At 49.4% G+C, this 12708-nt stretch carries 13 protein-coding genes and 1 other annotated feature; of the genes, 8 read left to right on the top strand and 5 right to left on the bottom strand.

The window, feature by feature from the left end; all coding sequences use genetic code 11:
- Positions 1-124 precede the first annotated feature (124 nt).
- From clpB to rluD, 3 genes are all read right to left on the bottom strand, one after another.
- On the bottom strand, positions 125-2698 hold the full coding sequence (gene clpB / locus AACS05_RS17710; RefSeq protein ID WP_045446336.1) for an ATP-dependent chaperone ClpB: 2574 nt from the start codon (positions 2696-2698) through the stop codon (positions 125-127).
- A gap of 129 nt (positions 2699-2827) precedes the next feature.
- Positions 2828-3559, bottom strand: coding sequence for a purine nucleoside phosphorylase YfiH (gene yfiH / locus AACS05_RS17715; RefSeq protein WP_045446338.1), 732 nt, complete (start codon positions 3557-3559; stop codon positions 2828-2830).
- Complete coding sequence (gene rluD / locus AACS05_RS17720; protein ID WP_045446340.1) at positions 3556-4536, bottom strand: 23S rRNA pseudouridine(1911/1915/1917) synthase RluD; 981 nt, start codon at positions 4534-4536, stop codon at positions 3556-3558. Before rluD ends, yfiH begins: the two co-directional genes overlap by 4 nt.
- A 131-nt stretch (positions 4537-4667) precedes the next feature.
- Between rluD and bamD the strand changes: the two genes are divergently transcribed.
- The 4 genes from bamD to pheA all read left to right on the top strand — a co-directional run bounded on the left by bamD (position 4668) and on the right by pheA (position 7424).
- Positions 4668-5405: an outer membrane protein assembly factor BamD gene (gene bamD, locus AACS05_RS17725; protein ID WP_045446343.1), complete on the top strand. Its 738-nt coding sequence runs from the start codon at positions 4668-4670 to the stop codon at positions 5403-5405.
- 269 nt (positions 5406-5674) lie between these two features.
- Complete coding sequence (raiA, locus tag AACS05_RS17730; protein WP_045446346.1) at positions 5675-6013, top strand: ribosome-associated translation inhibitor RaiA; 339 nt, start codon at positions 5675-5677, stop codon at positions 6011-6013.
- A 102-nt stretch (positions 6014-6115) separates the two neighbouring features.
- Positions 6116-6241 (top strand) — a sequence feature (Phe leader region).
- Positions 6117-6164: a pheA operon leader peptide PheL gene (pheL, locus tag AACS05_RS17735; protein ID WP_100250063.1), complete on the top strand. Its 48-nt coding sequence runs from the start codon at positions 6117-6119 to the stop codon at positions 6162-6164. (Overlaps the previous feature by 48 nt.)
- Positions 6242-6263: 22 nt before the next feature.
- On the top strand, positions 6264-7424 hold the full coding sequence (gene pheA, locus AACS05_RS17740; protein WP_045446349.1) for a bifunctional chorismate mutase/prephenate dehydratase: 1161 nt from the start codon (positions 6264-6266) through the stop codon (positions 7422-7424).
- A 100-nt stretch (positions 7425-7524) separates the two neighbouring features.
- Here pheA and tyrA read toward each other — a convergent pair whose 3' ends face one another.
- Both tyrA and aroF read right to left on the bottom strand, forming a co-directional pair.
- The gene (tyrA, locus tag AACS05_RS17745; protein ID WP_045446352.1) at positions 7525-8646 is read right to left on the bottom strand and encodes a bifunctional chorismate mutase/prephenate dehydrogenase; all 1122 of its coding nucleotides are present in this window, start codon (positions 8644-8646) and stop codon (positions 7525-7527) included.
- Between the two features lie 10 nt (positions 8647-8656).
- On the bottom strand, positions 8657-9727 hold the full coding sequence (aroF, locus tag AACS05_RS17750; protein ID WP_045446355.1) for a 3-deoxy-7-phosphoheptulonate synthase AroF: 1071 nt from the start codon (positions 9725-9727) through the stop codon (positions 8657-8659).
- 216 nt (positions 9728-9943) lie between these two features.
- Between aroF and AACS05_RS17755 the strand changes: the two genes are divergently transcribed.
- The 4 genes from AACS05_RS17755 to AACS05_RS17770 all read left to right on the top strand — a co-directional run bounded on the left by AACS05_RS17755 (position 9944) and on the right by AACS05_RS17770 (position 12708).
- Complete coding sequence (locus AACS05_RS17755; RefSeq protein ID WP_045446358.1) at positions 9944-10318, top strand: DUF2799 domain-containing protein; 375 nt, start codon at positions 9944-9946, stop codon at positions 10316-10318.
- A 157-nt stretch (positions 10319-10475) separates the two neighbouring features.
- The gene (locus AACS05_RS17760) at positions 10476-10994 is read left to right on the top strand and encodes a YfiR family protein (protein WP_045446360.1); all 519 of its coding nucleotides are present in this window, start codon (positions 10476-10478) and stop codon (positions 10992-10994) included.
- Positions 10987-12213: a diguanylate cyclase DgcN gene (gene dgcN, locus AACS05_RS17765; protein WP_045446363.1), complete on the top strand. Its 1227-nt coding sequence runs from the start codon at positions 10987-10989 to the stop codon at positions 12211-12213. Before AACS05_RS17760 ends, dgcN begins: the two co-directional genes overlap by 8 nt.
- A gap of 12 nt (positions 12214-12225) precedes the next feature.
- Positions 12226-12708: an OmpA family protein gene (locus AACS05_RS17770; RefSeq protein WP_045446366.1), complete on the top strand. Its 483-nt coding sequence runs from the start codon at positions 12226-12228 to the stop codon at positions 12706-12708.

Consider the following 12708-nt stretch of genomic DNA (forward strand, 5'->3'; position numbering starts at 1 on the left):
GTTAAAAATATAAAAAACCTATCAATCGATTACTTTTCAATCAATATATGTGATACAAATCCATTAGAGCCTTCTTTTTAAACAAAAACGGGTCCTGACGGACCCGTTTTTGATGTTTTGCGGCTTACTGCACTGCCACAATACGATCGTCATTCACTTCCAGGCGAATCGTTTTGCCCGGCATCAGCTCACCAGACAGGATTTGCTGTGCCAGCGGGTTTTCGATCTGCTGCTGAATAGCACGTTTCAATGGACGCGCCCCGTAAACAGGATCGTAGCCATTCGCACTCAGCAGTTTAAGCGCCTCATCAGAAATGTGGATTTCATAGCCACGTTCTTCCAGACGTTTGTACAGACGCTGCAACTGAATCTGGGCAATAGATGCAATGTGTTGTTCCCCAAGAGGATGGAATACAACAACTTCATCTATACGGTTGATGAATTCCGGACGGAAGTTTTGGCTCACAACTCCCAGCACCAGATCTTTCATATGGCCGTAATCGAGTTCACCGAAACGTTCCTGAATCAAGTCTGAACCGAGGTTAGAGGTCATAATCACTACCGTATTACGGAAGTCAACCGTTCTCCCCTGCCCGTCAGTCAGGCGGCCGTCATCAAGTACCTGCAGCAGAATATTGAACACATCCGGATGCGCTTTTTCAACTTCATCCAGCAAAATGACCGAATAAGGACGACGACGCACTGCTTCCGTCAGGTATCCACCTTCTTCATAACCGACATATCCCGGAGGCGCCCCTACCAGACGAGACACGGAGTGTTTCTCCATAAACTCGGACATATCGATACGTACCATTGCGTCATCGCTGTCGAACATAAAGTTGGCCAGCGCTTTGCACAATTCAGTTTTACCCACACCGGTTGGTCCAAGGAACAGGAACGAACCAATCGGGCGATTAGGGTCGGACAGCCCAGCACGGCTACGGCGAATAGCGTTAGAAACAGCTTCGACCGCCTCATTCTGCCCAATGACGCGACTATGCAGTTCCTGCTCCATCCGCAGCAGTTTTTCACGTTCACCTTCCAGCATTCTGGCGACCGGGATCCCCGTCCAGCGCGCCAGCACTTCAGCAATTTCCGCATCAGTCACTTTATTACGCAACAGACGCATCGTTTTGCCTTCGGACTGGGTGGCTGCTTCCAGCTGTTTTTCCAGCTCAGGAATTTTACCGTATTGTAATTCGGACATCCGCGCCAGGTCGCCAACACGACGAGCCTGTTCAATCGCGATTTTCGCCTGCTCCAGTTCAGCCTTGATGGTTTGCGTTCCGGAGAGTGACGCTTTTTCCGCTTTCCATTCTTCCTCTAACTCAGAATACTGACGTTCTTTCTCGTCCAGCTCTTCGTTGAGCATATCAAGGCGTTTCTTGCTCGCCTCATCAGACTCTTTCATCAACGCCTGCTGCTCCAGTTTCAACTGGATAATTCGGCGGTCGAGTCGGTCCAGTTCTTCCGGCTTGGAGTCAATCTGCATACGAATGCTGGACGCGGCTTCATCGATTAGATCGATGGCTTTATCCGGTAGCTGACGGTCAGCGATATAGCGATGGGACAGCGTCGCTGCTGCAACAATTGCTGGGTCAGTTATCTGCACGTGGTGGTGCAGTTCGTAACGTTCTTTCAAACCACGCAGAATGGCAATGGTGTCTTCTACTGAAGGCTCAGCGACAAACACTTTCTGGAAACGACGCTCCAGCGCAGCATCTTTTTCGATATACTGACGATATTCATCGAGCGTCGTGGCACCCACGCAGTGAAGTTCCCCACGCGCCAGCGCTGGTTTCAGCATGTTCCCGGCATCCATTGCGCCATCCGCTTTACCTGCACCTACCATAGTATGCAATTCATCGATAAACAGAATGACGTTGCCTTCCTGTTTCGAAAGATCGTTCAGAACACCTTTCAGACGTTCTTCAAACTCACCACGATATTTCGCCCCAGCCACCAGCGCGCCCATATCCAGCGCCAGTACGCGACGGCCTTTTAAACCTTCTGGCACCTCACCATTAATGATTCGCTGAGCAAGGCCTTCAACGATTGCCGTCTTACCGACACCAGGCTCACCAATTAATACCGGGTTGTTTTTAGTACGACGTTGCAGTACCTGAATGGTACGACGAATTTCTTCATCACGCCCAATAACCGGATCGAGCTTGCCCTGTTCGGCACGTTCGGTCAGATCAACAGTATATTTTTTCAAGGCTTGACGTTGGTCTTCAGCCCCCTGGTCGTTCACGCTTTCACCTCCACGCATCTGTTCAATTGCCTGAGTGATATTGGCGGTCGTCGCCCCCGCTGATTTTAATAAATCTGTCAGCGTACCGCGCGACTCAAGCGCCGCCAGAACGAACAGTTCTGACGAAATAAAGTTGTCCCCACGCTTTTGCGCCAGCTTGTCGCAAAGATTCAGTACACGCACCAGTTCTTGAGAAGGCTGCACATCACCGCCGGTACCTTCTACCTGCGGTAAACGGCTCAACGCCTGATCAATAGCTGTACGTAACTGGCCGGCATTAATGCCAGCAGACGTTAATAAAGGACGTACCGATCCCCCTTCCTGATTCAGCAAGGCGCTCATTAGATGAAGTGGTTCGATGAATTGGTTGTCGTGCCCCAATGCGAGTGACTGGGCATCGGCAAGAGCAAGCTGGAATTTATTAGTAAGACGATCCAGACGCATAACTCCTCCCATAACAGGTCAAAATTGCTACTGGAGATTAAATGAGGTCATCCCTCAATTATTCAAGGTGAATGACCTGAATTATGTGAAAAGAAAATTACGCGTACCGGATCGTCTTGATTCTTTAGGTTATATCAGCCAAATAAAACTTGCCATACGACCCGTGGTATTGTCGCGACGATAAGAGAAGAAAGTCTCACTTTCGCTGAAGGTGCAATGGTCGCCTCCGTAGAGGTTCTCAACCCCGACATTTGCCAGACGCTGGCGCGCTAGTTGATAGATATCTGCCAAATACTTTTCACCGCGAGCCTGAAATGCGCTTTCCGCTTGCGGATCTATTGCCATAAACGCTTCGCGGACTTCTGGTCCCACCTCAAAAGCGTTCGGGCCAATCGCCGGCCCTAACCAGGCAATAATGTTTTCAGGTTTATCAGTAAAACACGACACCGTCTCTTCCAGGACACCCGCACATAGCCCGCGCCAGCCCGCATGGGCCGCCGCGACTTCCGTTCCTGCTCGGTTACAGAACAGCACTGGCAAACAGTCCGCCGTCATCACCGCACATACGGTGCCTGGCGTATTGCTCCAGGAGGCATCTGCACGCTTTGAAGAGTAAGGCCCGCCGCTAAGCTTGAGGACATCTTTACCATGAACCTGTTCTAGCCAGACGGGTTTCGAAGGCAGATTGCCCGCAGCAAACAGCCGATTGCGGTTCTCTTCAACATGCTCCGGGTTATCGCCGCAATGGGCCCCCAGATTCAGCGAATCATAAGGCGGCATACTGACACCGCCAATACGTGTAGAACTACAGGCTGCGACGCCTTGTGGCAGCGGCCACTGCGGGACAATTAGCTTACTCATAACCAGGCAACATCATCCTTATGTTCTTCGAAATCGGCACGCATCACCGCGATCAGATCAACCATATCTTGTGGAATCGGCGCGTGCCATTCCATTTCGATACCAGAGATCGGGTGATACAGGCGCAGCATGGTGGCATGCAGTGCCTGACGATCAAATTTACGCAGCGTAGAAATGAATTCGTCCGATGCGCCTTTCGGTGGGCGTGGACGACCACCGTAAACCTGATCGCCCACCAACGGATGGGTGATATGCGCCATGTGCACGCGGATCTGGTGCGTACGTCCGGTTTCCAGACGCAGCCGCAGACGCGTGTGCACACGGAAGTGCTCCATAATACGATAGTGAGTCACCGCCGGTTTACCCATTGGATGGACTGACATATGCGTACGTTTGGTTGGATGACGACTGATCGGTTCTTCAACCGTACCACCCGCAGTCATATGACCGATTGCCACAGCCTCATATTCACGCGTGATTTCACGCAGCTGCAACGACTCTACCAGACGCGTTTGTGCCGGAACGGTTTTTGCCACCACCATTAATCCGGTCGTGTCTTTATCCAGGCGGTGCACAATACCGGCCCGCGGAACATCCGCTATTGGCGGGTAGTAATGCAGTAACGCATTCAGTACCGTACCATCCGGATTACCGGCGCCCGGATGTACCACGAGGTCACGTGGTTTGTTGATGACAAGAATGTCATCATCTTCATAAACGATATCCAACGGGATATCCTGAGCTTCAAAACGGACTTCTTCATCAATTTCAGCATTGATGGAGACTCGTTCTCCACCTAACACTTTTTCTTTCGGTTTATCGCAAAGATGACCATTTACCAGCACGCGCTGATCGAGGATCCATTCTTTTATGCGTGAACGCGAATAATCAGGGAACAATTCGGCCAAAGCCTGATCTAAGCGTTGACCGAGCTGATTTTCGGAGACTGTTGCGGTGAGTTCTACTCGTTGTGCCATAAACTGCTTCTTCGTTTAACGTTGGGTTTTACGGCTTTGCCGTTTAATATAGTGTGCTATTGTAGCTGGTCTTAACCGGGAGCAGGAACAGAGAATCTCCCGTAAAACATTTTGAGGAAAGTCAAAACGTCATGACGCGCATGAAATATCTGGTGGCAGCAGCCACGTTGAGCCTGTTTTTGGCGGGTTGCTCTGGTTCAAAGGAAGAGGTGCCCGATAATCCGCCAAATGAAATCTACGCGACTGCTCAGCAAAAGCTGCAGGACGGTAACTGGAAACAGGCAATAACGCAATTGGAAGCGTTGGATAACCGTTATCCATTTGGACCGTATTCTCAGCAGGTGCAATTAGATCTCATCTACGCCTACTACAAAAACGCCGATCTGCCACTTGCTCAGGCTGCTATCGATCGTTTTATCCGCCTGAACCCGACACATCCTAACATTGATTACGTCATGTACATGCGTGGCCTGACCAATATGGCGTTGGATGATAGCGCACTGCAAGGATTCTTTGGTGTCGATCGCAGCGATCGCGATCCTCAGCATGCCCGAGCTGCGTTTAATGACTTTTCCAAACTGGTACGCGGTTATCCGAATAGCCAGTACACGACGGATGCCACCAAACGACTGGTCTTCCTGAAAGATCGCCTGGCTAAGTATGAGTACTCCGTTGCTGAATACTACACTGCACGTGGCGCATGGGTTGCAGTTGTGAACCGAGTGGAAGGAATGCTGCGCGATTTCCCGGATACACAGGCAACACGTGATGCTCTACCGTTGATGGGAAACGCCTATCGCCAGATGCAGATGAATGCACAGGCCGAAAAAGTGGCGAAAATTATTGCCGCCAACAACAGCAACACCTGATTTATCTGTAAATGCAAAACGGCAGCCTTTGGGCTGCCGTTTTTTTATCCGTTGACGCTGTAACTGAAGCGGTTTAGCTGCAACGCATCCAGTCAAATATGGCCTGCTTTCAGGTATTCCTCAAGTAATAAATCACCTGTTCCTGCGGTGCCTCACAAAAAGGTTTTCTTGACAAAAAGCGACAAAAAAATGTGATTTAAATCACACATTTTGACATTAGGAACGGTATGCTGGAATCACCAAGACGGGAAAGACAAGAGGTAAAATTTATGACAATGAACATTACCAGTAAACAAATGGAAATTACTCCGGCAATTCGCCAGCATGTCGCAGACCGTCTCGCCAAATTAGATAAATGGCAAACTCATCTGATTAATCCACATATCGTCCTGTCCAAGGAGCCACAGGGTTTCATTGCTGATGCCACCATCAATACACCGAACGGACATCTGGTCGCCAGCGCAAAACACGAAGATATGTACACCGCAATTAACGATTTGATCAACAAGCTGGAACGGCAGCTCAATAAAGTGCAGCACAAAGGCGAAGCCCGTCGTGCAACAACTTCAGTAAAAGACGCCAACTTCGTCGAAGCAGAAGAAGAGTAGTCCCTTACATTGAGTGTATCGCCAACGCGCCTTCGGGCGCGTTTTTTGTTGACAGGGTGAAAACAGTACAGGTACTTTACTGTCGTAGCCAAAGGAAAATTACATGAAACTTGTCCCGTTCTTCTTCGCATTCTTTTTTACCTTCCCCTGAATGGGAGGCGTTTCGTCGTGTGATAAAGAATGCGAAGACGAACAATAAGGCCTCCCACAACGGGGGGCCTTTTTTATTGATAACAAGAAAGGCAACACTATGACATCGGAAAACCCGTTACTGGCGCTGCGAGAGAAGATAAGCACGCTGGATGAAAAATTACTGGCTTTGCTGGCTGAGCGACGTGGACTGGCCGTAGAAGTCGGCAAAGCTAAGCTGCTTTCTCATCGTCCGGTACGCGATATTGACCGCGAACGTGATCTGTTAGACCGGTTGATTCAGCTTGGTAAAACACATCACCTCGACGCACACTACATCACCCGACTATTCCAGCTCATCATCGAAGACTCCGTACTCACCCAACAGGCGCTCCTTCAGCAGCATCTGAACAAGATCAACCCACACTCAGCACGGGTCGCTTTTCTGGGGCCAAAAGGCTCTTATTCTCACCTTGCAGCACGTCAGTATGCTGCACGCCACTTTGAGCAGTTTATTGAGAGCGGCTGCGCAAAATTTGCCGATATTTTCAACCAGGTAGAAACCGGGCAAGCCGACTACGCGGTGGTACCGATTGAAAACACCAGTTCCGGTGCGATTAACGATGTCTACGACCTCCTGCAACATACCAGCCTTTCTATCGTGGGGGAGATGACGATCACTATCGACCACTGTGTGCTGGTTTCCGGTACTGCGGATCTAAATAGCATTGAAACCGTGTACAGCCACCCGCAACCGTTCCAGCAGTGCAGCAAGTTTCTCAACCGCTATCCACATTGGAAGATCGAGTATACAGAAAGCACCTCTGCAGCAATGGAAAAGGTCGCGCAGGCCAACTCACCACACGTAGCGGCTCTTGGAAGCGAGGCCGGTGGCGTACTGCATGGTCTGCAGGTCCTCGCACATATTGAAGCCAATCAGTCGCAAAATATTACCCGTTTTGTCGTGCTGGCACGCAAGGCAATAAATGTTTCCGACCAGGTTCCGGCGAAAACCACGCTGCTAATGGCGACGGGTCAGCAGGCTGGTGCGCTGGTTGAAGCGCTCCTGGTGCTGCGTAACCATAATCTGATAATGACTAAACTGGAATCACGCCCGATTCACGGCAATCCGTGGGAAGAGATGTTTTATCTCGATATACAGGCCAATCTGGAATCACCAGAGATGCAAAAAGCATTGAAGGAGCTGGGGGAAATTACCCGTTCGATGAAAGTACTTGGCTGTTATCCAAGTGAGAATGTAGTGCCGGTCAATCCGAGCTAAAGTGTGACAATGCCGGATAGCGCTACGCTAATCCGGCCTACGATTCATACGATTTTGTTGGCCGGATAAGACGCGTAAGCGTTGCTATCCGGCATTTTACTTACTGGCGACTGTCGTTAGCCTGGCGCAACAGAGTACGGCTTTCACTCTGAAAACGTTTAGCATAATCACCAAACCAGTGTTCAACCTTACGGAAGCTGTCGATAAAGGCCTGCTTGTCCCCCTGTTCCAGTAAACCAATCGCTTCGCCAAAACGTTTGTAATAACGTTTGATCAGCGCGAGGTTACTCTCTGAAGACATAATAATATCGGCATACAACTGCGGATCCTGGGCAAACAGCCGTCCTACCATCGCCAGTTCAAGGCGGTAGATCGGTGAAGAGAGCGCCAGCAACTGCTCCAGTTGCACATTCTCCTCTGCTAAATGCAAGCCGTAAGCAAACGTCGCAAAATGACGCAACGCCTGGATAAAGGCCATATTCTGGTCATGCTCAACAGCGCTAATCCGATGTAGACGCGCGCCCCAGACCTGAATCTGTTCCAGAAACCACTGATAAGCTTCCGGCTGACGTCCGTCACACCACACAACCACCTGCTTTGCCAGGCTGCCGCTGTCCGGGCCAAACATCGGATGTAAACCCACTACGGGACCATCGTGCGCCGCCAGCATCGCCTGCAGCGGGCCATTTTTCACCGAGGCCAGATCGACCAGGATACAGTCAGCAGGCAAGCGCGGTAATTTCGCAATAACCTGCTCCGTGACGTGAATTGGCACACTGACAATCACCATTCCGGCGTCAGCCACAATTTCCTGCGCACGATCCCAGTCCTGCTGTTCGAGAATACGCACCTGATAACCCGACAGGGTGAGCATTTTTTCAAACAGCCGCCCCATCTGACCACCGCCACCGACGATCACCACCGGACGCAGAGAAGGACAAAGCGTTTTAAAGCCTTTGTCATTCTCGCTGGAGTAAGACTCGCGCATTACCCGACGTAAAACATCTTCAATAAGATCTGGAGGGACTCCGAGCGCTTCTGCCTCCGCACGGCGCGAAGCCAACATAGATGCCTCGCGCTCAGGTACGTAGATCGGTAGCCCAAAGCGGCTTTTAACTTCGCCGACTTCAGCAACCAGTTCCAGACGGCGTGCAAGTAAATCCAGTAGCGCCTTATCCACTTCATCAATTTGATCGCGCAACGCGGTCAATTCAGCAACCATAACTAACCTCTTAAACCAGGCGCGTCGCCAGATGGCCGTTCAAGTCTTTGCTAATTTCACGCAACAACGCGTCCGTCATTTCCCAGCTAATGCAGGCGTCAGTTACAGAGACGCCGTATTTCATTTCACTGCGCGGTTGCTCGGAAGACTGGTTGCCTTCGTGAATATTACTTTCAATCATCAGACCGATGATTGAACGGTTGCCATCTTTAATTTGAGCAACCACAGACTCAGCCACGGCTGGCTGACGACGGTAATCTTTATTGGAGTTACCATGACTGCAATCTACCATCAGTGAAGGCCGCAGTCCCGCCTGCTCCATCTCTTTTTCGCACTGTGCTACGTCTGCCGGACTGTAATTCGGCGCTTTACCGCCACGCAGGATCACATGGCCATCCGGGTTACCCTGGGTTTGCAGCAATGCAACTTGCCCTGCCTGGTTAATGCCAACAAAGCGGTGCGACTGCGCAGCTGCGCGCATGGCATTGATTGCTGTCGCCAGGCTGCCGTCAGTTCCGTTTTTAAAGCCTACCGGCATGGACAAACCCGAAGCCATTTCACGGTGAGTCTGCGATTCAGTCGTACGCGCACCAATAGCTGACCAGCTAAACAGATCGCCCAGGTATTGCGGACTGTTTGGATCTAATGCTTCCGTTGCCAGCGGCAGCCCCATATTAACCAGCTCAAGCAGCAGTTGACGCGCAATCTTCAGGCCTGCTTCTACATCAAAAGAGCCATCCATATGAGGATCATTAATCAACCCTTTCCAGCCGACGGTGGTACGGGGTTTTTCAAAATAAACGCGCATCACCAAATAGAGGCTATCGCTGACCTCTGCGGCAAGGGTCTTAAATCGACGAGCATATTCAAGAGCAGTTTCAGGGTCGTGAATTGAGCAAGGACCACATACCACCAACAGACGCGGATCGCGACCCGCTATAATGTCAGAAATGGTTTTGCGCGATTGAGCAATTTGCTCCTCTTGCGCCAGGCTCAACGGGAATTCCGTTTTGAGTTGTTCCGGGGTCATCAGAACCTGTTCGTCGGTGATATGTACGTTGTTCAGCGCGTCTTTTTGCATGGTGGTGATCCTGTTTAGCTCGTTTGCGATAGTGTCCTCTGCGAGGAGGAGATAACGATAACATAACAGGTAAAGATTTCAATCCACAATCCGTAAATTTTAATTTACACCACTACATTTTAACGCAAAAACTGGCCTATAGATGTACATTTTAATTTACACCCCTCATGCTTCAGATCCACTATGCTTTTTTAATAAACCCAGGGAGTACAGGCAATGAAGCAACTCATCAGCACCCTATTTGTATTATTTCTTAGCGGCTGCCAGATAGATCCTTATACCCACGCCCCCACATGGACCAGCACCGACTGGTACGATGCGGGGATACAAGACTCTATTTCGGGTAATGTCATTAAAGATAATGAAATACTTGCCGACAACTACAATGATCCAGAGGTCGATCGTCCACAATATCTTAAGGGTTATGCCGAGGGACAAAGAAAAATCTGTCAGCCAGACTTTGTCTATGCACGAGGATTGAGCGGAAAAACCTTCCCCCCAGCTTGCGATACTGTCGAGAATGTCAGCCAATTACACAGTGCCTGGCAAAAAGGAGCAAACGAGGGAGCCGCCTCAACAAGATTAAATTAAACAAAGACTTACAATTCAACAATCACTGAGGTTTAGCTTAGGTCGTCAATATTAGCCCTCCAGATATAATGACGCCCTGAAAAAATAATGTTATTTTGCTACAAACAATCGCCAATTTATTTCGACGTATACAGCTGACGCTAGTAGGTAACATCTCATGAGCTTTTCTTATCGACTCATACTTCTACTGGCACTGCTCATGACCGGGTTACCGTTGTTTGCCCAAAGCATGACTGAAGAAGCAAAATCTGTACGTTCAATGGTTGCCGGCATCGTCAGTTACACTCGCTGGCCAGCACTTTCAGGTCCACCAAAACTGTGTATTTTCTCTTCATCACGTTTTTCCAGCGTACTGCAAGATACCAGTTCTGCGGCGTTGCCTTATCTTCCCGTCATTGTTCATACGGACCAGGAAGTTTTAGTTGCACAGTGTGATGGTTTTTATTTTGGTAAAGAATCGCCTACATACCAGGTGGAATTAAAGAATAAATATCCATCTAAGGCATTGTTATTAATTGCTGAACAGAATACTGAATGCGTTATTGGTAGCGCCTTCTGCCTCATAATTAATGATAAAGACGTAAGATTTTCCGTAAATATGGATGCCCTGTCGCGCAGCGGTGTAAGGGTTAGTCCAGACGTATTGATGCTGGCACGGAATAATAAGCATGGATAAGGGTATTTCTCCCATAAAACGCCCGACGTTTAAACGGACATTACGGCGTATCAGCATAATCAGCGTTCTGGTAACAATGACGCTGATCTGGCTGCTGCTTAGCATTTCTTCCGTGTTAGCTTTGAAGCAATATGCGCAAAAAAATCTGGATTTGACCGCCGCGACTATGACTCACTCGCTTGAAGCCGCGTTAGTCTTTTCTGATGGCTTTGCCGCAACAGAAACACTGGCTGCACTGGGGAAACAAGGGCAATTTTCAGTTGCCGAAGTACGCAACCAGGATCAAAAAGTGATCGCCACCTGGCGCTATGACGCACAGGATACAACAGACAAAATCAGCGGACTGATAAGCCACTGGCTTTTCCCACAACCGGTTACTCAGCCCATTATGCACAATGGCAACGTTATCGGTGAAGTATGCGTGGTTGCGCGCGATAGCGTGATCAGCCATTTTATTTATTTGTCATTAGCCGTTCTTACCGGATGCATTTTATTGGCATCGGGTATTGCATTAATGCTCACTCGCTATTTACACAACGGCGTTGTGGAGGCTCTGCAGAATATTACTGAAGTGGTGCATGATGTTCGTACTAACCGTAACTTCTCGCGACGAGTTTCAGAAGAACGTATTGAAGAGTTTCATCTTTTTGCTCAAGACTTTAATAGTCTGCTGGATGAGATGGAAGAATGGCAGCTACGGCTCCAGGCCAAGAATGCACAACTATTGCGTACCGCACTGCATGACCCTCTTACCGGTCTTGCTAATCGGGCCGCATTTCGTAACAGCATTAACGCCCTGATGAACGACAAAGACGCTCACGGTAGTTCGGCGTTGTTATTCCTCGATGGTGATAACTTTAAATTTATTAATGACACCTGGGGGCATGCTGCAGGCGATCGGGTTCTGATTGAAGTCGCCAAAAGACTGGCCGAATTTGGTGGCAATCGCCATCAACCGTACCGTCTGGGAGGGGATGAATTTGCCATGGTGTTGTACAGCGTTCATTCAGAACACGAAGTTGAGCACATTTGTACCGCACTGTCGCAAGAGTTTAACCGACCTTTTGACCTTGATAATGGTCATCTGGCAAGCATGACGCTAAGCATCGGTTTTGCGCTGACGTGGGAACATGCCTCTGCTGAAAAATTACAAGAACTGGCCGATCACAATATGTATCAGGCGAAACATTTGCGTTCTCAACGCATAATTAAAAAATAAGGAATTACACACATGCTGAAACGTCTATTATCCCCGTTTATTTTGATAATGCTGATTCTGGCAGGCTGTCAGGCTCCTCAGGGTAAATTTACACCTGAACAAATTGCAGCCATGAAATCATACGGGTTTACTGAAGCTTCGGGAGACTGGTCTCTGGGTCTGTCCGATACCATCCTGTTTGATAAAAACGACTATAAACTCCGCCCTGAAAGTGAAAAACAGATCCAGGAGATGGCATCCAAACTGGCAGCTACCGGCTTGAACCACGCTCGTCTGGATGGTCATACCGACAACTATGGTGAAGACAGCTACAATGAGGCTCTGTCACTCAAGCGTGCTAACGTAGTTGCAGATGCCTGGGCTCAGGGTGCTAACATCCCCAGAACTAATCTGACGACGCAGGGACTGGGTAAAAAATACCCGATCGCCAGTAACCAGACGTCAAAAGGTCGTGCCGAAAACCGCCGTGTTGCGGTGGTTATCAGCACGCCTTAA

The sequence above is a fragment of the Citrobacter sp. S-77 genome, from assembly GCF_963864895.1.
GTDB lineage: Bacteria > Pseudomonadota > Gammaproteobacteria > Enterobacterales > Enterobacteriaceae > Citrobacter > Citrobacter murliniae.

What these genes read in the sequence shown, in the direction of transcription:
- dgcN (WP_045446363.1), top strand. Translation starts at nt 10,987, where the DNA reads ATGGATAAGGGTATTTCTCCCATAAAACGCCCGACGTTTAAACGGACA.
- clpB (WP_045446336.1), bottom strand. Translation starts at nt 2,698, where the DNA reads ATGCGTCTGGATCGTCTTACTAATAAATTCCAGCTTGCTCTTGCCGAT.
- pheA (WP_045446349.1), top strand. Translation starts at nt 6,264, where the DNA reads ATGACATCGGAAAACCCGTTACTGGCGCTGCGAGAGAAGATAAGCACG.
- aroF (WP_045446355.1), bottom strand. Translation starts at nt 9,727, where the DNA reads ATGCAAAAAGACGCGCTGAACAACGTACATATCACCGACGAACAGGTT.
- tyrA (WP_045446352.1), bottom strand. Translation starts at nt 8,646, where the DNA reads ATGGTTGCTGAATTGACCGCGTTGCGCGATCAAATTGATGAAGTGGAT.
- AACS05_RS17770 (WP_045446366.1), top strand. Translation starts at nt 12,226, where the DNA reads ATGCTGAAACGTCTATTATCCCCGTTTATTTTGATAATGCTGATTCTG.
- AACS05_RS17760 (WP_045446360.1), top strand. Translation starts at nt 10,476, where the DNA reads ATGAGCTTTTCTTATCGACTCATACTTCTACTGGCACTGCTCATGACC.
- rluD (WP_045446340.1), bottom strand. Translation starts at nt 4,536, where the DNA reads ATGGCACAACGAGTAGAACTCACCGCAACAGTCTCCGAAAATCAGCTC.
- yfiH (WP_045446338.1), bottom strand. Translation starts at nt 3,559, where the DNA reads ATGAGTAAGCTAATTGTCCCGCAGTGGCCGCTGCCACAAGGCGTCGCA.
- AACS05_RS17755 (WP_045446358.1), top strand. Translation starts at nt 9,944, where the DNA reads ATGAAGCAACTCATCAGCACCCTATTTGTATTATTTCTTAGCGGCTGC.
- bamD (WP_045446343.1), top strand. Translation starts at nt 4,668, where the DNA reads ATGACGCGCATGAAATATCTGGTGGCAGCAGCCACGTTGAGCCTGTTT.
- raiA (WP_045446346.1), top strand. Translation starts at nt 5,675, where the DNA reads ATGACAATGAACATTACCAGTAAACAAATGGAAATTACTCCGGCAATT.